This window comes from Rhodococcus sp. NFXS4 (assembly GCF_058139645.1).
This window is the reverse complement of sequence record NZ_CP192221.1, coordinates 389,463-411,654: the sequence shown is the minus strand read 5'-3', so window position 1 is coordinate 411,654 and position 22,192 is coordinate 389,463. Positions and strand designations below refer to the sequence as shown.

Annotated in this window: 20 protein-coding genes; 7 read left to right on the top strand and 13 right to left on the bottom strand. The window is 67.3% G+C overall.

Features of this window, described 5'->3' with window-relative positions; translation table 11 throughout:
* Positions 1–116 precede the first annotated feature (116 nt).
* From J4E04_RS01930 to J4E04_RS01915, 4 genes are all read left to right on the top strand, one after another.
* Entirely contained in the window at positions 117–1,466 is a 1,350-nt protein-coding gene (locus tag J4E04_RS01930) for a 3-oxoacyl-ACP reductase (RefSeq protein WP_490149788.1), read from the top strand.
* A gap of 5 nt (positions 1,467–1,471) precedes the next feature.
* A complete protein-coding gene (locus tag J4E04_RS01925) occupies positions 1,472–2,353 on the top strand; it encodes a MaoC/PaaZ C-terminal domain-containing protein (protein WP_490150601.1) in 882 nt (293 codons plus the stop codon).
* 220 nt (positions 2,354–2,573) lie between these two features.
* Positions 2,574–3,182: an acyltransferase gene (locus J4E04_RS01920; RefSeq protein WP_490149787.1), complete on the top strand. Its 609-nt coding sequence runs from the start codon at positions 2,574–2,576 to the stop codon at positions 3,180–3,182.
* Positions 3,179–4,963 carry a glycosyltransferase family 2 protein gene (locus J4E04_RS01915; protein ID WP_490149786.1) on the top strand — a complete coding sequence of 595 codons (1,785 nt, stop codon included), beginning with the start codon at positions 3,179–3,181 and terminating at the stop codon, positions 4,961–4,963. The genes J4E04_RS01920 and J4E04_RS01915 overlap by 4 nt, the downstream gene beginning before the upstream one ends.
* Here J4E04_RS01915 and J4E04_RS01910 read toward each other — a convergent pair.
* On the bottom strand, positions 4,958–6,241 hold the full coding sequence (locus tag J4E04_RS01910) for a hypothetical protein (RefSeq protein WP_490149785.1): 1,284 nt from the start codon (positions 6,239–6,241) through the stop codon (positions 4,958–4,960). The genes J4E04_RS01915 and J4E04_RS01910 overlap by 6 nt on opposite strands.
* A gap of 211 nt (positions 6,242–6,452) precedes the next feature.
* Here J4E04_RS01910 and J4E04_RS01905 point away from each other — a divergent pair, with 211 nt between their 5' ends.
* Together J4E04_RS01905 and J4E04_RS01900 are read left to right on the top strand one after the other, a co-directional pair.
* The gene (locus J4E04_RS01905; RefSeq protein ID WP_490149784.1) at positions 6,453–7,835 is read left to right on the top strand and encodes an O-antigen ligase family protein; all 1,383 of its coding nucleotides are present in this window, start codon (positions 6,453–6,455) and stop codon (positions 7,833–7,835) included.
* 1 nt (position 7,836) lies between these two features.
* Entirely contained in the window at positions 7,837–8,745 is a 909-nt protein-coding gene (locus J4E04_RS01900; RefSeq protein WP_490149783.1) for a YveK family protein, read from the top strand.
* A gap of 6 nt (positions 8,746–8,751) precedes the next feature.
* Here the strand turns inward: J4E04_RS01900 and J4E04_RS01895 are convergent, their stop codons facing one another.
* The 12 genes from J4E04_RS01895 to J4E04_RS01840 form a co-directional block, all read right to left on the bottom strand.
* Complete coding sequence (locus tag J4E04_RS01895; RefSeq protein WP_490149782.1) at positions 8,752–9,834, bottom strand: glycosyltransferase family 2 protein; 1,083 nt, start codon at positions 9,832–9,834, stop codon at positions 8,752–8,754.
* Positions 9,831–10,892: a glycosyltransferase family 2 protein gene (locus tag J4E04_RS01890; RefSeq protein ID WP_490149781.1), complete on the bottom strand. Its 1,062-nt coding sequence runs from the start codon at positions 10,890–10,892 to the stop codon at positions 9,831–9,833. The genes J4E04_RS01895 and J4E04_RS01890 overlap by 4 nt, the downstream gene beginning before the upstream one ends.
* The gene (locus J4E04_RS01885) at positions 10,889–11,863 is read right to left on the bottom strand and encodes a rhamnosyltransferase WsaF family glycosyltransferase (protein ID WP_222637981.1); all 975 of its coding nucleotides are present in this window, start codon (positions 11,861–11,863) and stop codon (positions 10,889–10,891) included. The genes J4E04_RS01890 and J4E04_RS01885 overlap by 4 nt, the downstream gene beginning before the upstream one ends.
* A 275-nt stretch (positions 11,864–12,138) precedes the next feature.
* A complete protein-coding gene (locus J4E04_RS01880) occupies positions 12,139–13,596 on the bottom strand; it encodes an oligosaccharide flippase family protein (protein WP_490149780.1) in 1,458 nt (485 codons plus the stop codon).
* Positions 13,593–14,717 carry a DegT/DnrJ/EryC1/StrS family aminotransferase gene (locus J4E04_RS01875; RefSeq protein WP_490149779.1) on the bottom strand — a complete coding sequence of 375 codons (1,125 nt, stop codon included), beginning with the start codon at positions 14,715–14,717 and terminating at the stop codon, positions 13,593–13,595. The genes J4E04_RS01880 and J4E04_RS01875 overlap by 4 nt, the downstream gene beginning before the upstream one ends.
* Positions 14,714–15,361: a PglD-related sugar-binding protein gene (locus tag J4E04_RS01870; protein ID WP_285186829.1), complete on the bottom strand. Its 648-nt coding sequence runs from the start codon at positions 15,359–15,361 to the stop codon at positions 14,714–14,716. Before J4E04_RS01870 ends, J4E04_RS01875 begins: the two co-directional genes overlap by 4 nt.
* A complete protein-coding gene (locus J4E04_RS01865) occupies positions 15,358–16,491 on the bottom strand; it encodes a DegT/DnrJ/EryC1/StrS family aminotransferase (RefSeq protein WP_222637977.1) in 1,134 nt (377 codons plus the stop codon). The genes J4E04_RS01870 and J4E04_RS01865 overlap by 4 nt, the downstream gene beginning before the upstream one ends.
* Complete coding sequence (locus tag J4E04_RS01860; protein ID WP_490149778.1) at positions 16,488–17,480, bottom strand: SDR family NAD(P)-dependent oxidoreductase; 993 nt, start codon at positions 17,478–17,480, stop codon at positions 16,488–16,490. The genes J4E04_RS01865 and J4E04_RS01860 overlap by 4 nt, the downstream gene beginning before the upstream one ends.
* Positions 17,477–18,535, bottom strand: coding sequence for a Gfo/Idh/MocA family protein (locus J4E04_RS01855; protein WP_222637975.1), 1,059 nt, complete (start codon positions 18,533–18,535; stop codon positions 17,477–17,479). Before J4E04_RS01855 ends, J4E04_RS01860 begins: the two co-directional genes overlap by 4 nt.
* A complete protein-coding gene (locus J4E04_RS01850; RefSeq protein WP_222637974.1) occupies positions 18,532–19,476 on the bottom strand; it encodes a WecB/TagA/CpsF family glycosyltransferase in 945 nt (314 codons plus the stop codon). Before J4E04_RS01850 ends, J4E04_RS01855 begins: the two co-directional genes overlap by 4 nt.
* A 252-nt stretch (positions 19,477–19,728) precedes the next feature.
* The gene (locus tag J4E04_RS01845) at positions 19,729–20,313 is read right to left on the bottom strand and encodes a TetR/AcrR family transcriptional regulator (protein ID WP_027506190.1); all 585 of its coding nucleotides are present in this window, start codon (positions 20,311–20,313) and stop codon (positions 19,729–19,731) included.
* Positions 20,314–20,377: 64 nt separating this feature from the next.
* On the bottom strand, positions 20,378–21,559 hold the full coding sequence (locus tag J4E04_RS01840) for a glycoside hydrolase family 3 N-terminal domain-containing protein (RefSeq protein ID WP_056441275.1): 1,182 nt from the start codon (positions 21,557–21,559) through the stop codon (positions 20,378–20,380).
* Between the two features lie 85 nt (positions 21,560–21,644).
* Between J4E04_RS01840 and J4E04_RS01835 the strand changes: the two genes are divergently transcribed.
* Complete coding sequence (locus tag J4E04_RS01835; protein WP_027506188.1) at positions 21,645–22,112, top strand: universal stress protein; 468 nt, start codon at positions 21,645–21,647, stop codon at positions 22,110–22,112.
* Positions 22,113–22,192: the final 80 nt, after the last annotated feature.

The following is a 22,192-nucleotide window of genomic DNA, read 5'->3' as shown; positions in this document are numbered from 1 at the left end:
CCCTGTGCGCAGATGGCGCGGCCACAGTCGGGGCCGCTTCGTCGTGGACTCTATTCTTACTCACGAGTAAGTTACTTGTCGATACCGTTCGACATACCCGACACGAAGGTAGGAACATGGCAGCCACCAAGGGAGCCCCTGACCTCTACTCGCAGTTCCTCTCCTCTGCTCCCGGCGCGTTTCTCGCCAAGCAGGCGGGACTGCCGAAGCCGGAGACTCTGCGTCGCTACCAGCCGGGTGAGCCTCCGCTCGCCGGCCCGGTCCTGATCGGCGGCAGCGGTCGCCTCGTCGAGCCGCTGCGCCTGCTGCTCTCGGACTACCCCGCCGCGAGCCCGCACGACGACAAGCTGGGCGGCCTCGTGTTCGACGCCACCGGCATCGAGAACATCGAGCAGCTCGAGCAGCTGTACCAGTTCTTCCAGCCCGCGGTCCGCAACCTCGGACCGTCGAGCCGCGTCGTCGTCCTCGGCACCACGCCCGAGGAGACCGGCGACATCGAGGAGCACATCGCTCAGCGCGCGCTCGAGGGCTTCACCCGCAGCGTCGGCAAGGAACTGCGCCGCGGCGGCACCGCGCAGCTGGTCTACGTCTCCCCCGACGCCGCGCCGGACCTGTCCGGTGTCGAGTCCACCCTGCGCTTCCTGCTCTCGGCCAAGTCCGCGTTCGTGTCCGGCCAGGTCATCGCCGTCGGCAAGGACGGGTCCACGGCCCCCGCCTCGTGGGACCGGCCGCTCGAGGGCAAGGTCGCTCTGGTCACCGGCGCCGCCCGTGGCATCGGCGCCACCATCGCCGAGGTTCTCTCACGCGACGGCGCGCACGTCATCTGCGCCGACATCCCCGCGGCCGGCGAGGCCCTCTCGCAGACAGCCAACAAGGTCGGCGGCACGTCGCTGGCACTCGACGTCACGGCTCCCGACGCCGCCGAGGTGCTCGCGAAGCACGTGAAGGAGCGCCACAGCGGCGGCCTCGACATCGTCGTCCACAACGCCGGCATCACGCGCGACAAGCTCCTCGCCAACATGGACGACGGCCGGTGGAACTCCGTCATCGGCGTCAACCTCGCAGCGCCGCACCGCCTCACCACCGCTCTGGTGAAGTCCGGCACGCTGAACGACGGCGGCCGCGTGATCGACGTGTCCTCCATCGCGGGCATCGCCGGCAACCGCGGCCAGACCAACTACGGCACGTCCAAGGCCGGCGTCATCGGCCTGGTGCACGCCGAGGCGCCCGAACTGGCGAAGAAGGACATCACCATCAACGCGGTGGCGCCCGGCTTCATCGAGACGGCCATGACCGCGGCGATTCCGTTCGCCACTCGCGAGGCCGGCCGACGGATGAGCTCGCTGCTGCAGGGCGGCCAAACCGTCGACGTCGCGGAGACCATCGCGTACTTCGCGAGCCCGGCCTCCAACGCCGTCACCGGTCAGATCGTCCGCGTGTGCGGCCAGTCCCTGATCGGAGCGTGAGCGACGTGGCCACGGTGATCCCGCTCGACGGCCCGCCGAGGATCCGCGACATCTACACCCGCGCGGCTCTCGACTCGCTGCCGATCATCGGCGGCGGGAAGCGCACGCCGACGGCACCGGACGCGACGTACACCCTCGGCGGAATCCGGATCGATCGGGACAACCTCGCGACGTACGCCAAGGTGACCGGCCTCCGTCTCAGCGACACCCTGCCGCTGACGTACCCCTTCACCCTGGTGTTCCCCACCGTGATGTCCCTCATGGTGTCCAAGGACTTCCCGTTCGCGGCCATGGGATCGGTGCACGCGGAGAACGTGATCGAGAGCTTCCGCCCCATCGGCACCTCGGAGCCGCTCGACATCGCGGTGCACGCGGAGAACGTCCGCGAGCACCGGAAGGGACTGCTCGTCGACGTCGTCAGCGACGTGTCGGTGGGCCGTGAGCTGGTGTGGCGTCAGACGTCCACCTTCCTCAGCCTCCAGAAGACGTCGCTGTCCGGTGGACCTCGCGAGGCACCGCCGGCCGACGAGGTCCCGCCGCCGCCCACCTCGACTCTGCGGGTGGACCAGAAGACCATCTCGCGCTACGCGGCGGTGAGTGGTGACCGCAACCCGATCCACGTCTCGTCGCTGGGCGCCAAGGCCTTCGGCTTCCCGCGCACCATCGCTCACGGGATGTGGAGTGCGGCGGCCGTACTCAGCGCCGTCGACGGCAAGATTAAGGACCGTGTCACGTACTCGGTGCGCTTCGGCAAGCCGATCGTGTTGCCCGCCAAGATCAACGTGTACGCCGAGCGGGTGGGCACGGGCGTCGGTCCGGGGCAGTGGGACGTGGCGCTGAAGCACCCGAAGAAGGGCTACCCGTTCCTGACGGGCACCCTGCGCTGACTCCTCGTCGTAACTCCTCCTCCGCACCCCTCCTCGACTCGCCGGTTCCGCGGGTTCGGGGAGGGGTGCGGTCGTCGGTCGGTCGAATGAGTGACACGGGCTCGACGCGGCCGTAGCGTTCTCGGGCATATGCCCCGTTTCCCATCGTGACGCGGTCTCTCGCGACTGTTTCTCGGTTTGCCGAACACCTCGGGGCGAGCGCGACGACGAGGAGCACGACATGGCGGAACCGACGACGAGTACGGGCGCGGTTCGAGCCACCTCGTTCTTCGTGCACCCCGCAGCCCTCTGCGAGAGCGACTCGGTCGGCGACGGGACCCGGGTCTGGGCGTTCGCACACGTTCTCGCCGGCGCCGTCGTGGGCAAGGACTGCAACGTGTGCGACCACGCCTTCATCGAGGGGAGAGCCGTGGTCGGCGATCGGGTCACCGTCAAGAACCGGGTCCTGATCTTCGACGGAGTCACCGTGCAGGACGACGTGTTCCTCGGCCCGGGCGTCACCTTCACCAACGACCTCCGCCCACGCGCCCACGTCAAGAAAGGGCCGGACGCGCTGATGCGCACTCTGGTGGAGCAGGGGGCCACCCTCGGCGCGGGTGTCGTGGTGGTGTGCGGCACGACGATCGGTCGTCACGCGTTCGTCGCCGCCGGTGCCGTCGTGACTCGGGATGTCCCGGATCATGCCGTCGTGGTGGGTAATCCGGCACGTCGCATCGGGTGGGCCTGCCGGTGCGGCGAAAGCCTTCCGGAGGATCTCGTGTGCGGCTGCGGTCTCTCGTACGGACTCGTCGACGGCGTTCCGGCACCCAGCGTGGCTCGACTTCCATGACCGAGCCGATCTCCCGCATCGAGCGTTCGACGGCCCACTTCGTCACCGGCGGCGATGCCACCGTCACCGCCCTCGTCGTCACCTACAACAGTGCCGACTCCATCGGCGGCCTCCTCGACAGTCTGAGAACGGAAGCAGCTGGAACCACCCTCCGGGTCGTCGTGATCGACAACGACTCGGCGGACGACACCGCAGCGCGAGTACACGAACATCCCGATGTCGTGTTCGTCGAGGCCGGTGGGAATCTCGGATACGCCGCCGCGATCAACCTGGGCATGGAGCGCGTGGATCGGTCAGATGCGATCCTCGTCCTCAATCCGGACGCGCGGGTGTCCGCGGGGTGTGTCGAGGCTCTGGTGGCCGCCGTGACCGAACCCGATGTGGCCGCGGTAGTGCCGTTGCTCCAGGACGAGTACGGTTCCGTCTCTCCGTCGCTTCGTCGTGAGCCGGCCCTGCTCGCCACCGCTGTCGACGCCGTTCTCGGTGCGTACGTCCCGCGCAGACCTCGGGCACTCAGTGAGACGGTCCGCGATCCGAAGGCCTACGCCACTCCGCACGACATCGACTGGGCCACGGGTGCAGCCCTGATGATCGACGCCGATGCAGCACGTCGAGTGGGCGCGTGGGACGAACGCTTCTTCCTGTACTCGGAGGAGACCGATTTCTTCCGACGTCTCCGCACGGTGGGCCGCGTCCGGTTCGTACCCGATGCCGTGGTCGTGCACACGGGCGCCGGATCGGGATCATCTCAGGAACTCCAGAACCTGCTGTCCGTCAACAAGATCCGATACGCGGAGCTGTATCACGGCAGAGTGTGGAGCACGGCCTTCCGACTGTGTGCGGTGGTGTCCGAGATCGCGCGGACAGGATCCGCGTCCCATCGTGCGACCCTCCGAGTACTGGTCGATCGGCGGCGCTGGACGGACCTGCCGTCAGCTCGACATCGACCGGTCGAGGGACGCACGGGGATGGGAACGGTCATCGTTCCCGCACACGACGAGGCAGCCGTCCTCGCACGCACACTGCGACCGCTGTCCGACCTTGCCGACCGCGGGGTCGTCGAGGTCATCGTCGCCTGCAACGGCTGCACGGACGACACCGCTGACGTCGCGCGGCACTTTCCCGGCATCACGGTGATCGAGACGTCCGCCGCGTCGAAGACCGAAGCAATGAACGCGGCGGATGACATCGCCATGTTCTGGCCGCGGATCTACCTCGATGCGGACGTGGTGATGACTCCGAAAGCCGTGACGGACGTTCTCACGCGGCTCACCGCGGGCGCGCCCATGTCTGCACGTCCTCGCTCCCGGTACGACACCGGGCACAGTTCTTTGCTGGTGCGCCGCTACTACGCGGCCCGACAACGACTGTCGACCTTCGACGGACACCTCTGGGGTGCGGGGTGTTACGGCCTCACCGAGGAAGGACACCGCCGCCTGGGCCGATTCCCGTCCGTCGTCGCGGACGACGTCGTCGTCGACGGACTGTTCCGGGGGGACGAGAAGTGCGTCGTACCCACCGATCCCGTGGTGATCTCGGTTCCCAGGACTGTCGCGACCTTGCGGACCGTTCTGTCCCGGACCTACCGAGGTAACACCGCCGTCGCCCGAACCACGCAGACATCGAGCACGTTCCGGGAACTTCTCCGCTCGGTGCGAGGTCCCGTCACCGCTTTCGATGCGGCGGTGTACGCCGGATTCGCACTCGTCGGACGCCGCGCCGCGCGACGCGTGGTCGACACCGGCTGGGCTCGCGACGAATCGAGCCGAATCGGATCATGACCCGGCAGGCGGGAGACCACAGCCGTCGAGTCCGGTGATGCGGTAGACGTGTGCACTGTTCGAGTCCGCGAAATCGTCCACGATCACACCCTTGTCGACCTCGACCCGACGGTCCTCTCCGACCACGTCCGCGGTCGAGTCGACAGCGCAGGACAATGTCATACGTCCAGTGGCACCGCCCTGTTCGGACATCGCCAGAACATGAACCACCCCGTCGGTGTACTTGACCATCGTGTCCAGTCCCGGCGCCGACGCGAGAAACCCGTCGAGGTAGGGAGAGTTCAGGACCGGTGCCAGCTCGGTGATTCTCGCGTTGACGTCACCGACGCGCTCGAGCATGCCGCGGCCGCAGTCCAGAAGAACGTGCTGCGATCGGCACTCGCCGCCGAAGCTGTGGTTGAAGTACACGACACCCTGCGCACCGTGAATGATGCTGCTCCACACCGCACCTTCCACCTCCGCCGGTTCGATCGCTCGTCGAGATTCGGCGAACGGCTGACCGACCTCGACGAACGCCCACACCGGTTTGCTCCCCGCCGGCTCCACGAGTGATCTCACACGATCCACTGTCGCACCGTAGTTGGACGCGCGAAGGCATTCGTCGGGGTCGAGATCCACGCCGTCCTTCAGCAGCGCCCCGCCCTCGGTGGCGTCACAGATGTTGGGATCGGTGAACCAGTAGGCATCGGCGGACACCACGTCCTGGTAATCGTTCACGAACTTGCTCGACTGCTCGTCGGTTCCCCAGAACAGCACGCTCTTACCGTAATTGGTGTAGGTCAGACGCGTGCGATCACTCTGGGCCTCGAGCGCGTCCATGACCGTGTAGCCGCACTTCTCCGTTGCAGGAACGCAGATCTCGCCCTCTCCCGGGTAGAGACCTGTCCACGTCGCGTCACCCGGCCCCGCCCACATGTCGGCTTCGTCGGTGGTCACTCGACCGTCGGTGGGACCGTCCGAGCGCGACGACAGAACGTACATGCCGTTGAGGCCGATACGGGCGAGATCCGTGTCCGGTGTCGGTTCGACATACGTGGTGAACGAGGCCGCGGAGTACGAGGGCAGACGCGTGTCGTCGACCACTGATTCGGCCCAGACTCCGATGGGGAAGAACCCCGGGTCCGATGGCAGCGACGGCGAGAACTGCGAGAGGTACGTCGCCCCGCCGTCGATCTCGCGCAGCACCGGACGACCGTCGCTCCGATGTGCGCTCGACGGGACACCGCACGCGGCGGACAGCATCACTGCGCCGACCACGGCTGCTGCTCGAACCTTCACACTCGACCCTCCTGCACCACCGGATCGTGCCGTACCGACTGCACGTGTCCGCAGATCATGCCGTACCGAATGCCGGTTACACCACACGGAAGAATCATGCGATCGAACGACTTCCGGATTACCGAACCGTGAGTATGTTTGTCGGAGAAAGGCCGATGTCGGGGGATTTTCGTCTTTCGCTCTCAGCACCCGACTCGAGGATGTCGCATTGATGGCAGCACGGGGCGTTCGCGCGATCGACGTGGAGGCACCAGGGCGGGACGCCACCACAACGGTTCCGCTTCTGTTGCGCGTCACGATCTTCGCTGCCCTCGTCCTCCCCGCCAACATGGTCTTCGAGGCGATCGGTGCGTCCGGCTACCTGGCGATGCTCATCGGGCTAGCGCTGTTCGCGGTGTGGGTGGCCGCCGTGACGTGGGGCGTGCACGATCCCACGAGAGTCCGTCATCCCGCCCGCATCGGTCTCTGCCTCTTCTGGGTCGCCACCGTGGTCTCGTACCTGCGAATGGGAGGTGTCGAGCCGATCCAACGCGCCGCCGCAGATCGGTGGCTGTTGGCTCTGTTCGCGATGTCCGTCCTCGTCCTCGCCACCGCCGAATGCGTCCGCACCGTCGAGCAGGCCCTCGTCATCGCCCGCACCGTCGCTCTCGGTGCCAGTGTGACAGCCGCGGTCGCAGTGTGGCAGTTCGTCGTCAAGACCGATCCCCTCGACCTGGTCCGCTCGATGATGGTCGGTATGACCGACAACGGCGGCGGCACCACGTTTCAGGGGCGTGGCCTGCTGACCCGGGTCGCGGGTAACACCTTCACCCCCATCGAACTCGGTCTCGTCACCGCGATGATTCTGCCGTTCTGTGTGTGGCGCGCACTCTTCGACACCTCGGGACGCCACTGGGTGCACTGGTTGCAGTGCCTGCTCATCGCGTTCGCCTCGTTTCTCACGGTGTCTCGTTCAGCTGTGCTGGGTCTCGTCGTCGCCGCCGTCGTCACGGTGCCGTTTCTTCCCCGGCACGCCCGACGGTGGGCAGCGATCGCCATTCCCGTTCTCATCGTCGGCGTGTTCGTCACGGTTCCCGGCCTCATCGCCACGCTCAGTGCCACCGTGCGCGCCGACAGCGGAAGCGATCCGTCCCTGGCGACTCGGGTGAACAACTACCCCCGAGTGCAAGCCATGATCGTCGAACGCCCGTGGTTCGGTACAGGGCCGGCGACGTACATGCCCACCAACGCACTGGAGATACTCGACAATCAGTACCTGCACACGGCCGTGGAGATGGGGCTGTTCGGGCTCGCTGCGCTCATCGCACTCTTCCTCTGCCCCATCGTCGCCTCGCTGTCGGTGGCTCTGTGGTCGCGGGACCCGGCACTGAAGTTGCTCGCGGCGAGCGCCGCCGCGGCGTGTCTGGTCGCGGCCGTAGGGTCGGCCACGTTCGATTCGCTCTCGTTTCCGGTGTTTCGGCTCATCTGCCCGGTCTTCTTCGGCATGTCCGGCGTCGTCTGGATCATGGCCCGGAACGCGCCCTCCCGCTCGGCAGCACCATCGCACACGGCCGACTCACCCGGCCCGTCAGTTCGTTTCAGTGAGAGGACCTGATATGGATCCGATGTCGGTACTGCGCATCCTGTGGCGACACAAACTCGTCGCCCTGCCGTTCGTCGTCCTGACGATCGCCTTGTTCACGGGCGCCCTGTTCTTCGGGCCTCGCGCGTACCAGGCCACTGCCAGCTACGCGATGATCACGCCGTCGCTGCCGAGTGCGATCGAGATCGAATCGAGCCCGGCGCTGGGAGCGGCGACAGACAATCCCTACCTCCGATCCGCCGACCCGACGCTGGTTCTGCAAGTAGGCAAGACGCGGCTGTCATCGGAGGAGTCGGTGCGGACACTGCAGTCCGAAGGATTGTCGACCGACTTCGTCGTCGGATCGGGACTGTCCACCAGTGCACAGATACTCACGATCACGGCGAACGCGGAGAGTCCGGAGGTGGCGGTCCGGAGCGCGCAACGGTTGGGAGAGATCCTCGATGATCAGATACGCCAGGTGCAGCTCGTGAACGGCGCGTCGGATCGCTACCTGATCACGGTCCAGACGATCAACGAGGCAACCGGCGCCGCGGAGCGTGTGTCCAGCCGACTGCGCAACGCAGCCGTCGCCGGCATCGGCGGAGTCGTCCTACTCATCGCAGCGGTGGCGATGGCACGCGTCATCGACGAACGTCGTTCCGGCGCAACCAGGTCCACACCGGACACCCGGGTGGTCGTCGAAACGCCGACGACCGTCCGCGATGTGTCGCATCAGCCGCAGAACCAGGTCCGCCGCGACCCGATGCCGCACCGTCCGGCCGATCCCCCGCGTCCGCTCGCACCTCGTACGGGGCCTCCACGGATCGCACCGAGCCCGCCGGTTCGCCGTGGTCAGATCGTGACTCCCCCAGCCAACGGTCACGCATCGCGTCTCGGTGCCCGGCCGGCGCCGGTCAGTCAGAGCCCGCGGAGCAAGTGACTCGCATCAGAAGGTGCCGTCGCGGTGCCACCGCCGCCAGGAAGCGTCCGTCCGCACCTTTCTGGCCAGACGCCGCCCGACATACAGAGGGTGCGTCGCCGACCCGCGACCTCGGCGCATCCGCCGACTGAGAGTGCGCCACCCGTCGAGCGATGTCGGGTCCTCCACCGCGTCACGCACGAAAGCGACATACCCGTTCACCAGGTCATGGTCGACCTCCCGTCGGTCGTAACAGCCAGTGGCCATGGCGATCCCGTACTCGGCCACGGCTCGAACCGCGGTGCGATATAGCTCGGCGGCGGCGGGAATCTGCCCAGCCGGCCCGGAGAACAGCACGTCGAACGCGTCCCTCCGCTCGTACAGATCACGCAGTGGATCCACTTCACGACTGGACAGGCTCCGCGGGTGATCCCGGTGCCACGCCTGGTCGACGCCGCGGATGTACGCCACGTCCGCGAACGCCGCGATGCGAAACCACATCTCCATGTCATGCGTGTGCGCCAGCGGCATCTGCCCACCGACTCGGTCCACCACTGACTTCCGCATGAGTACCTCGGGCGAGGTGATCACGTTCAACCCGTCGCGACACCTGTCCGCCAACCATTCTCGCCCCGACCAGATGGTCCATCCCGTCGGTGAGATCCGCGGTGCCGGCAAGTGCTCGTCCGCGACATGGAGGGGATGTCCGTACACGAGTCCCACCTCGGGATGGGCACGAGCGAGTGCAACCGCTCGGTGCAGTGACCCGGGGGTGAGCATGTCGTCGGCATCGAGTCTCACCAGGTACTCACCCGAAGCGACGCGGAGACCGTCGTTGAACGTGTCGACCGGGCCTCGATTGTGGTGGTGGGCCACGACGGACACCCGTCGGTCCGTCGCCGCCCACCGCCTCGCGATCGCGAGGCTTCCGTCGGTCGAGGCGTCGTCCACCACGATCACCTCCACAGACACGCCCACCTGCGAGAGAACGCTCGTCACAGCGTCGGAGAGGTAGTCGGCGTAGTCGAAACACGGGATCACGACCGACACGACCGATGTGTCCGTCTCCACGGCCACCGGGCTCTCACGGCGGAACGACGCCGGTCTCATGTTCCGTATCTCCGCCACCGACGCCATCTCGTGGCCCATCGCACGTCGTGGAGGCGCACTGTCGACACCCGCCTCGCACGCGACACCGGCCCCCGCGTCCGCCGCTCGTAGGAACGCCAGATTCGACGGTCGCGTAGTGACGGGTCGCAGTCGACGGCGAACTGAGCGAGCTCGGCAGCGGACCGATCCGTGCCGTCCGCCGTCCGATCCTGCTGCACTATCGCTGATCTCAACGCCTCGAGTGCGACGGAGCGTCGAGCCTTGTCCGCCCACGCCTCGCGGGCCGGCAGCGACGCCCCGTCGGTCGCGAAGAACCGGTCGAACACCGCCCGCCGCTCGGCGGTCTCCGTGAGAAGGTGGCCACCGAAGTCGGTCATGTGCATGTTCGCGCCGTGGACGCGGTAGAACGCCTGGTCCGGACCGTTCACCCGCCCCACTGATCCGAGGGTGGCCGCCCGCATCCACAGCAACATGTCCGCGGCCTGGGGGTACGCGGCATCGTAGCCCCCGAGCTGCTTCATCACGGACGTCCGCAGCACCGCCTCGGGATTGACGATGATGTTCGTGCCGCGTGCGCAGATCCTGTCGATCCACTCGTCACCGCCGAACACGGACCAGTGACGCACGCGCGTGGTGGACGGTGGAACAACGTCGGTGAAGGTGGGGGCGTGACCGTAGACCAGCGCCACCTCGGGGCAGGCCTCCATCAGCGCGACCGAACGCTGGAGCGAGCCCTCCGACAACATGTCGTCGGCCGAGAGCAACACGACGTAGTCGCCCGTCGCCCGCAGGAGCCCGTCGTTGTACGTCGCGATGTGCCGCATGTTGTGCTCGTGCTGGACGACAGTCACGCGCTCGTCCGACGACGCGAGCCGGGCCGCGACGTCTCGCGATCCGTCGGTGGATGCGTCGTCGACGATGATGACGTCGACCTCGACCCCGGGCTGATCGAGTATCCCCTGCACCGCATCCTGGAGAAAATGCCCGTAGTTGTAACAGGGGACGACGACAGTGACGCTGGGGGCGGACCGTAGTTCGCGCGGTCGAATTCGTCTCATCTCACGTCCTCGTGGTCGGGCGCCCGGCTGCCGGACCGTGTCGACCGCTCGATCGCACTCACCAGGATCGCACCGGAGTCGCCCCATGTCGTGTGCGATACGTGCGATGCGGCCCTGCGCGCACGATGTGCGATCACGTCGGGCGGCGTGTCCACCGCCGCGCACAGCGCGTTCGCGATGTCAGTCGGTGTCGGCCGTACCCAGGTGACCCCGGGGTGGGTCACGTCGGCCCGTGCCAGCGGACTGTCGTTCACCAGCACCATGGAACCGCAGGACAGCATCTCCTCGACGACCAGAGAGATGTTGGTGAACGACATCCCGATTCCACAGATGGTCGAGTTGTACAGTGCCGCCAGCTCGTACGGCTCCCTGTGCCCGTGGTGCACGACGTCGGCCGTCATCATGGGCGGTCGCTCACCGATCAGGTGGATGACCTGGTCCGGGCGTCGGGCATGGAAGCGGTCGATGCCCAGTGCAGCGAGCGCGGACCCCCGACGGGCGGTGTCCGGGCGTGAGTAGAAAGCGATCCCGTTGCGCGGCAGTGACGCTCGCAGGGAGTACACCTCCGTGTCACGGCCGAAGGGAATCAGGGTGCAGTCGACACCTGTGTGCGTTCTGATCTGGTCGTGCACCATGTGACCGAGTGCCAGGATCTCGAACCCGAACCTGTAGGTGTCCTCTGCCAGACTGTATTCCGAGCCACGTGGGTAGAAGTACGGCTCGTAGTCCTGAACGAAGTAGTACCGGCGGCCGGGCACCGACGGTCGGGACCCCAGTACATGTGCGGTCTGCCACGACGTGGCGACGACGGCGTCCGTTCCTCGGATCCCGTCGTCGACGTCTGCGACATCCGCCCGCACCTCGGGCCAGTGACGACGAATGATTCGCGTGTAGCGCTCGAGGTCGACTCCGTGCGGGTCGTACAGGTGGATCACGCACTCGTGGCCCGCCGCCTCGAGCGCACCGACCATCCGGAACATCGTCGTGTGTCCACCCGACCCCGGACCCGGCGGTGCGCAGATCCACGAGACCGTCGCCGTGATCGGGTCCGCGGTCGTGTGCCGTGGTTCAGCACTTCGTACGGTCGTGGAGTCGGTGATGTCCCCGGGCCGGAGAGGGAACTCCAGCGAACTCGCATTTGTCATGCGATAAGCCCTGCGCGCCAGGCGTTTCGTGAGCTCGTCGAGGTCTCGGCCGCGAACGAGACGTTCGAGCCTGGACCTGCCGTTCGGCGTGCGTGAAAGAGTCATCCGCGGTGTCCCCCAGTCCGTCCGGCCGGTGTGGTTCGGGAGCGCTCGATCACACCGGTGATCCAGTGGTGGATGAATCCCGCGTAGACCAGGGCCCCCACCAGTCCCGCCATCGATGCCTGCAGAACGGGCTCGTCGAAAGTGCGTGTCACGACGATGACCGGACACACCGTCGCGGCGAAGGCGAGCACCGGAGGCGCACACGCGACGGTGAGGGCGTGAATGTCCGCACCGATCTGCCGGGCGGCCCACAGGTAGGCGGGGAGGACTATCAGCAGTCCGACGAGCGAGTGTGACCACGCGACTCCCACGATGCCGTTCAGGTGCGCGCCCACGACGGCCGCCGGCACCAGTGCCGAGATCCACAGCACCTGTACCCAGAACACCGGGCGAGATGCTCCGCGTGCGGTCAGATACGTGGCGAGCAGGTCGAACATGACACGCAGTGCACCGAACACCCCCAGAGCGGCCAACGCACCCGCCGCTCCGGACCATTCCGAGCCGTACAGCGTGTCGACTATCGGGACCGCCAGCAGAGCGATGAGTCCGCCGGCCGGCAGGGCGGCGGCCCACGTCAGAGCACCGGCGCGAGCGAGAGACCGATCCCGCGTTCCGTCCGCGTCGTCGATCGCAGCGCGTGCGAACCACGGAAGTGCCACCGAGCGGACAGCCTGACCTATCGCGGTCATCGGCCAGCTCGACACGTTGAATGCCAGAACGTACAGGCCCAGAGCCACCTGACCGCTGACACGACCGACGACGACGTTGTCCGAGCTGATCACGGCCCAGGACAACAGGTTCGCGCCCGCGATCGGTACGCCGAACCGCACAGCCGGACCGGCCCTGCGCATGTCGAAGCCGAATCGCGGACGTGCTCCCGCTGCCACGAATTGAACCGTCGTCGCCGCCGACTGAGCCGCGACTCGGGAGATCGCCAGTGCGAGCGGCCCCATACCGAGGAGGACGAGAATGATCGTGACCGTCGTGCCGACCACGAAGTCGGCGGCCGCGGCCAGCATCAATCGCTTCTGCTGATAGCGGCGTTGCAGCATCGCGAACGGCACGACCCCTGCGGATCCGATCGGTATCGCCAGCGCCATGACCGTCACGACGGACGCGGAACCGTCGACACCGAAGAATCGCTCGATCGTGGCCGCCGACATCACCACCGCGAGACAGAGAACGGTGCCCACACCGAGGCTGACGGTCGCGACTGTCGGCGCATCACCGTCGGGATCCGTGGATCGGACCAGCCCGGCACCGAGACCGAGATCCGAGATCGACATCAGGATGGTGGACACCGTGAGAGCGACGGCGAAGACACCGAAGTCCGACGGCCCCAGCAGACGCGCCAGGACGACCCCCACGACGAGAGTGCCGACACGCAGCAGCAGCGAGCCACCCGTTCCCCAGGCCAGTGCTCGGCCGACTGTCGGCTCCGCTGCCGTGGTCACGGTACGGACGAGACCACGGGCCGCATCGCCCCCGCCATCACGTCGGCGACCCGCTCCTGCTGCTCCGCGGTGATGTGGGCGAACATCGGCAGGGACAGGATTCTGTCCGAGGCCGCTTCGGACACCGGGAAGCTGCCGGGTCCTCTGCCCAGGTGCCGGTAGGCCTCGGTCAGGTGGATCGGCGTCGGGTAGTGGATCCCCGTGCCGATACCCGCAGCCGCCAGTTCGGCCGCCACCCGGTCACGATCGTCGAGTTGCACGACGTAGAGGTGCCACACGTCGACATTGCCCGGGAGAGATCGCGGGAGAGTGAGTTCGGCGATGCCACCGAGCAGATCGGCGTAGCGCGCGGCGGCGGCGCGCCGAGCGTCGTTCCACCGGTGCAGACGCGCCAACTTCGCCGACAGTACGACCGCCTGCAGCGCGTCGAGTCGTGAGTTGACGCCCACGACATCGTGGACGTACTTCCGAGAACTGCCGTGCGCCGCGATGGTGCGCACGCGGTCGGCCAGGAGGGCGTCGGACGTCACGACGGCACCGGCATCGCCGGCGGCACCCAGATTCTTGCCGGGATAGAAGCTGGTCGCCGCGGCCATGCCGAGAGAGCCGGCCGGGCGGCCGTGCCGCGTCGCACCCTGTGACTGGGCGGCGTCCTCGATGACCACTGTGCCGTCCGCCTCGCACAGTCGAATCAGTTCTTCCACCGGCGCCGTCTGACCGTAGAGGTGAACCGGAAGAACGGCAGCGGTTCTCGACGTCAGCGCACGCTCGACGGCCGCAGGATCGATGAGGAGTGACGTCGGGTCCACGTCGACGAGTACCGGTGTCGCCCCGACCCTCGACACCGCTTCCGCCGTCGCGATGAACGTGTTCGCCGGGAGGACGACTTCGTCCCCTGCACCCACACCGACGGCTCGCAACGTCAATTCGATGGCGTCGGTACCGTTTCCGACACCCACACAGTGGTCCACTCCGACGAACTCGGCGTACGCAGATTCGAACTCGCCGACGGCCGGACCGCCGATGAAAGCCGCTCGACGCAGGATGTCCTCCACTCGCGGCATGATCTCGTCGTGGATCTCCGCCTGCTGTGCGGCGAGGTCGACGAAGGGAACGCTCATGCCGCACCTGCGCCGGTCATCGGCACGGCCGGGCATCCCACCCGCGTCTCACCGGGCGGGACGTCGGACACCGCCACCGCCGCCATGCCCAGAACACTGTCTCGGCCCACGGTGAGATTCTCCCGTACCGAGCTGTTCATTCCCAGGTACGCACCGCTCTGTACGTGCACTCCACCTCCCAGAACTGTTCCTGCGCAGAGAGTCACGTAATCATCGACCGTACAGTCGTGTGTCAGGACCACGTGGGGCATCACCACCACGTGAGCACCGACCGTGACGTCGGCGGTGAGAACAGACCCCGCGAGAATCACCGAACCGACACCCACCGTGCATCCCTGCGGAATGCGCACGGAGGGATCCACGATCGTCGCGAAGCGGGACGGCTCGACTCCACCGGCGACGACGCGCCGCACGATGGCGGCGCGAGCCGACCCGGATCCGGCGCAGACCACGAACGAGCACTCGGGATGATCGACGGCGTCGCGACTGGTTCCCGCGATCGTCCACGATCCGAAGCGCGTTCCGACTCTGCGCAGGTCGTCGTCCAGCACCGCGACCACATGGTGCTCGCCACCGGCCCGGACCGCGGCGGCGACCTCGCGAGCGAGGCCGGACGCGGCGATGATCACCAAGGATCTGCTCATGACGTCCTCGACATCACCGCGACCACGCGGTCGTGCTCGTCGTCCGTCATCGCGTGGAACAGCGGCAGAATCAACGTCGACGCGGTGAGATGCTCGGTGACCGTCAGATCGCCCATCACGGCGTCACTTCCGATATAGGCCGGTTGCAAGTGCGTGGCCATGATTCCGCGACGTGCCGAGATGTCGTGCGCTGCAAGGTCACGAAGGTAGTCGTCGCGACTGCGAGCGGCGTCCGCTCCGATCTCGACCCAGAAGGACTGGAAGTTGCCCTCTCCGTCGTCCGGATCACCCACGCATCGGAGGCCCGAGACATGTGCCAGTGCTTCTCGGTACCGCCCGGCCAGCGCGCGACGTCGCTCGATCACGGCATCGAGCTTCGTCAGCTGCACCAGGCCGACGGCAGCCTGCAGGTCCGTCATCCGATAGTTGTAGGCGACCTCGGTGTACGACTCGGCGGCGGGCAGCGTGTCCTGGTGACGGTCCGCGGCCGACTTGCTCGTCGCGTGCTCACGCAGTGCACGTGCACGTTCCGCCCATTCCGGCCGATCGGTGGTGATCATCCCGCCCTCACCGGTGGTGAGGATCTTCCGCGGGTGGAACGACCATGCGGCGATGTCGGCACTCACCCCCACCGGACGGCCACGGTAGGTGGCTCCGGCACCACACGCGGCATCTTCGACCAGCACGATGTTCGACGGTGCGGTCACCCGGCGGATGTCGTCCACCGCGACGGGGACGCCGCCCTGGTCGACGGCGATGACAGCACGGGTCCGCGGCGTCAGCACCCTCTTGACCGTGTCGCCGTCGATGTTGCCGGTGATCCGGTCGACATCGGCGAACACGGGCCTGGCGCCGACGTACCGCACTGCGTTCGCCGTGGCCACGAACGAGAACGACGGAACGATCACGTCGTCACCCGGTCCGATGCCGGCCACCACCAGGGCGAGATGGAGACCCGTCGTGCAACTGCTGACCGCCACGGCGTGCGCGACCTGCATGCGAGCCGCGAAGGCGCTCTCGAACTCGGCGACCCGCGGTCCCTGAGCGATCCAACCGGACTCGAGCGCCGCCGTGACGGCAGCCACCTCGTCGGCGCCCAACCACGGGCGCATCACGTCGATCCGCGTCACGTCGCAGACACCGCGAGGCCGGACACAGCAAGGCGGCGCGGCCGCCACCAGTCGACGAGTGCGCGCAGTCCGCTGTCGAGATCCACCGACGGCGCGTAACCGAGGTCGCGGGAGGCTGCCGTCGTGTCCGCCAGCCGGCGGGTGACCGCGTTGACGGTCCGAGCAGGTCCGAACTCGATCGGGAGATCCGAGTCCATCACTCGCAGCAGCGCTTCGGCGAGCTCCCGCAGACTCGTCTCACGACCGCTCCCGATGTTGTACACGCCGTCCACGACGGACGACGAGGCGGCGGCGACGTTCGCCCGAGCGATGTCCTCCGTGTAGGCGAAGTCCATGGTCTGGGTACCGTCACCGAAGATGAGCGGGGAACGGCCGTCCTCGATTCGCTCCATCCAGCGGACGAGCACCTCGGTGTACAGCCCGTGAACGTCCATGCGCGGCCCGTAGACGTTGAAGTAACGCAGGGAGACGTGGTCAGTTCCGTACATGGCGCGGAAGCTGCGCAACATTCCCTCACCGAACGACTTCGCGGCACCGTAGAACGTGTCGTTGTTGTGGTGGTGGTGGCGCTCGTCCGTCGGAAAGGATTCCGCGAGACCGTAGACCGAAGCGGAGGAGGCGGACACGATCTTGCTCACCCCGTGTGCGGCCGCTGCCTCGTACACGGTGAAGGTGCCGTCCACGAGCACTTCCAGAGCGAGCCGGGGCTCCTCCGCGCACTGCGTGATGCGAATCGCTGCCTGGTGGAAGACCACATCCGCCCCGGACACCACGTCGTTCACGAGGTCTCGGTCACGAATGTCGCCCTCCACCAGCTCGACCCGTGGATCGGACAGTGACGTCTCGAGGTTCTCACGGCGACCACGGGTGAGGTTGTCGAGAACGATCACCCGCGCACACCCGGCCTCGACGAGCTGGTCGACGATGGTCGATCCGATGGTGCCGGCACCGCCGGTGACCACCGTCGTCGCGCCGTTCAGGTCAGTCATTCCATGTCTCCGGTCTCGGGGTCGACGGCACGGGGACGAACGGGGCGTCCGTGATTTGCTGCGCTGTCGGTGGCGGCTTCGAGCACGGACAGCACTCGGAGTCCGGCGGTACCGTCCGTTCGAGCAGGACGGTCTTCTCTGATCGCGGACGCGAACTCTCCGACCATCGTGTGGAGGGCCTCCGTCTCGGCGAGCGCGGGAACGGTGATGTCGCCCAACCGATACGACACCGCCGCACGACGCTTCTCGTCCGCTCCCGGCTGGCCCAGATGTACTCCACGATCGTGGATCGACACTCTGCGCAGGGGGTCGAGGTCGTCCCAGACGAGGGTGCGGTGGCTGCCACCGATCACCATCTGACGAATCTTCGTCGGCGACAGCCAATTCACGGACACGTGCGCCGAGGCACCGTCCTCCAGCCCCAGCGTCAGATGTGACACGCAGGATCGGCCGGCGCCGAGCGGGTCGGAACCTGTGGCCGACACCCGCGTCGGGGCGAGCCCGCCGGGAAGCACGAAGTCGAGAATCGACAGGTCGTGCGGTGCGAGGTCCCACAGTACGTCGACATCGGGCTGAATCAGACCGAGATTGATCCGTGTCGACTCGATGTAGAGGACTCGTCCCAACATGCCCTTGTGCAGGACATCGTGGATGTACTGCACTGCAGGCGTGTAACAGTACGTGTGGTCGATCATCAGGACCAGTCCGGCGTCCCGAGCGGCTCGGACCATCTTCCCGGCGTCCACGGATCCGGGCGCCAGGGGCTTCTCCACCAGGACGTGCTTTCCTGCGGCCAGGGCAGCGAGAGCGATCGGGGCGTGGGACGCCGCGGGCGTCGCGATCGCGACGGCATCGATGTCGGACCTGCCGAGAAGCACGTCGACATCGGTCTCGATCTCCACGGTCGACCGCGACCCGACCACACGCTCGGCCCGGCTCCTGTCCCGGTCACACACCGCGACGAGATCCCACGACGGATGATTTCTGAAGTTGCGCACCAGGTTCGGACCCCAGTAGCCGGCGCCGATGACAGCAACGCCGTACGGCCTGCTCACGAGTCACCCTGCCGACGGTCCGACGACGGGTCGGAGTCGGCGACCAGATAGGCACCACGCAGACGGAACCACGCCTCCGGCCCCTGGACGATGTAGCGACGTGCGAGGCGCCGTGGCTCACGGGCGAGGCGATAGAGCCACTCGAATCCGTGATCGCTCATGAAGCGCGGCGCACGTGTGGAATCACCGGCCATGAAATCCGTTGCGGCGCCGAAGGCGAGGAGCAATCGCGCTCCGGTGTGGTCCCCGTACCGTTCGATCCAGAGCTCCTGAACCGGTTTGCCGAAGCTGACCACCACGATGTCCGCACCGGACTCGCGCACCGACTCGGCCAATTCGCGGCCCAGTGTCTCGTCCTGGACCGTCCGGCGGTCGGGAGCCCAGTAGCCCGCCACCCGCAGTGCCGGGTGATTGCGTGTCAGACGGCGCCGGAGGCGTTCGTGGACCTGAGGGGTGCCCCCGAGGAACCCGACCGAAGCGCCGGCCGTCTCTGCGAGAGAGAGGATCTCGGGAAGCAGGTCGGATCCCGTGAGTCGTGGCCACTTGGTTCCGGTGAGATCGTTCGCACGGTCCACGATCGGCTGACCGTCGGCCAGCAGCAGCCATTCATGAGTGGGTCGCTCGTCCGGCAGGTTCAACCTGGACCGCTCGATGCCACCGAAGTGGTGGATGTGGTCGAGGTTGACCGATCCGATCGCGAGGGGCTTGCCGCCCTTCAACCTGTCCCCGACCAGGCCCAGAACATGCGGGGTACCGCACAGGTCCACCCGAGTACCCGCCACGATCATGCGTGCGGTTCGTTGCGGGGAAGTCCGCGTCGGCTCTGTTCGGATGTCGACTGCCGTGCCGTCACCGACCGCGTCGTCGATCGCGGCGGTGAGATGCAGAGCTGCAGAAGTGGGTGTGCTCTCGCTCGAACCGAGTGCAGTGGAAAGCTTCATGGGTCACCTCTATGATCAACACTGATCCGAGCCGTGGCAGTCGCACGGCGTGCGCGGGATCCGCCACCGCACGACGGAGTCGGGTCCCTGTGCTGTGTTCGACGCGACCTCGTGCACGCCGACAGCAGACTGAGTGATCAGTACTTTAAACAGAAACCTTCGCCATGACGCTTATCGAGGACTTTTTTCATTCGACCGAATGATGTGAACGGTCGGTACGTTCCCGGAACCGACCACGGGCCCGGCCTCGCGTCAGGCCCGAAGCCCCCGCCACGCGAGGCTCTCGAGAAGGTCGACCGCCTGGTGCACGTCGATCTCGCCGCCGGCGACCCTGTCGGCCACGGCCTCGCCGGCACCGACCAGGGCGACGGCCATCAGTCCGAAGTTGTGTTCCGGCCGCGGGTCCTTGGTGCTCATCTCGAGCAGCGACGCGGTGAGGCTGATCAACCGATCGCGGCTGCTCTGCACCTGACCGGCGAAGGCCTGCTGGCCGATCGCCTGCCGGTAGAGCACCATCCACGACGAGCGGTGCTCGTCCACGAACGTGAGGAACCCGAGCAATGCCTTGCGCAACTGCTCGCGGGGAGTGAGCGTCGGGTCCGCCGCGGGAGTCATCGCAGCGACGAACTCGAGGCCCTCCCGATGGATGCACGCGGCGAAGAGTTCGTCCTTGCTGCCGTAGTACAGATACAGCATTGGTTTCGAGATCTCGGCCCGTGCGGCGATGGAGTCCATCGACGTGCTGTGAAAGCCGTTCTCGGAGAACACCTCGATGGCGGCGTCGAGCATCTGCTGCTCACGGACGGCGCGCGGCAACCGCTTGGTTCCGCCTGCCATGCGTCCTCCCCGGAGCTGTCCGCCGTACGACCTCCCGACTCTACGTCACCGTCCGCAGGACGAGTCAGGCGCAGCCGAGGGCTCCCTTGGCCGTGAGGACGGTCCGGGCCGCGTCGTCCACGCGCGCATCGCTCAACTCCCCGGACGCCACGGCCGCCTCGAGACGGTCGAGGACGCTCGGCACCGCGTCGGTGGTGATCCAGAGGGCGACGTCGGCCCCGGCGACGAGGGCGGCCAGCGCCGCGTCCTCGATGCCCAGTCGCGACGTGATCGCCGCCATGCCGGACAGGTCGTCGGTGAAGATCGGGCCGGTGAACGGCGCCGCCCCGTAGCCGGTGCCGTCACGCAGCAGTGCCATCGCGGCGGGACTGATACTGGCGGGCACGCCCTCCGTCGTCAGGCCCGGAACGTCGAGGTGTCCGACCATGGCACCCACTCCGGTGGACACGAGATCGCGGAACGGAACCAGGTCGCGGGCCTGCAGTTCGGAGAGCGGCGGTGTCGTGACGGCGCCGGTGTGCGAGTCGCCCGATCCGGAGCCGTGCCCCGGGAAGTGCTTGATCACGGGCATCACCCCGGCGTCGCGGAGACCGCGCGCAGCAGCTCCGGCGTACGCGACGACGGTGGCGGGATCGTCCGAGTACGACCGGTCACCGATCACCGAGTCGTCGGGCTGGCTGCTGACGTCCACGTCGGGAGCGAAGTCGACGGTGATGCCGAGATCCTTCAGTCCACGTCCGCGCTCGAGCCACATCTCGTACGTCTGCTCGGGGGTCATCGTGGCGGCGGTCTCGCGTGCCGAGGGCACCGAACCGAGCAGGTCGGCTGCCCGCGACACCCGGCCGCCCTCCTCGTCGATCGTCACCATGACGGGCACGGTGGCGGCCGACTGCATGCGATCGACACCGCCGCCGGTGAGCATCGTCTTGTCGGTCCAGCTACCCACGAACACACCACCCACCTGCTCGGCGCCCACCACCGCCACGGCGTCGTCGGTCCCGGTGACCCCGACTGTCAACAGCTGGGCGAGCCGCTGCCGCAGCGTCATGGCGTCGATGGCGGTGGCGCACGCATCGGGCGTGGCCGCAGGCATCTCGGACGTCGACACGACCGCCGAGGGAGCCGAGGGCGATGCCGTGGCCGCACCGGTGGTGGTGGGTGCGGGAGCCGCCGCGTCCCCCGTCCCGCACGCCGTCGTGGCGATCGCGCACGTCGCGACCAGGGTCAGAACTCGGCGCAGGTACATACCCGAAACGTTATCGCGTGAGCCTCCCCGCAACCCGACCGCGACGGTAAGATCGTCAGCCACCGCCACAAGCCTGGAGGCTCTCATGTCGTGTGACGTCATGTTGATCGCGTACGACGGTTCGGACAATGCGCGCAGGGCGGTGGACTACGCCGGCAGATTCCTCCAGGCGAAACGCGCCATCGTGCTCACCGCGTGGGAACCGATGGTGCGACAGGCGGCCCGCATGTCCGGCCTGTCCGGAGTGATGGCGCCGGAGTGGCTGCCGGACGAGCAGACCGAGGACATCGCACTCGCCGACGCGAAGGTCACCAACAGCGAGGGCCTCGAGCTGGCCGTCCGCGCCGGCATCAACGCCGACGGGCGCTGCGAGGAGTCGCACTCCGCCATCTGGACCACCATCGTCGAGACGGCGGACGAGGTGAACGCCGACATCATCGTCACCGGGACGCGCGGCCGGACCGGTCTGCGGTCGCTGCTGCAGTCTTCCTGTGCCGATCTCGTGCTCAAGCACAGCCATCGCCCTGTACTGATCGTGCCGCCCGGCAGATGAGTGACGGGCAGGCCGGAGGCCGGTCGAGGTGAACGGGCAGGCCGGAGGCCGGTCGAGGTGAACGGGCAGGCCGGAGGCCG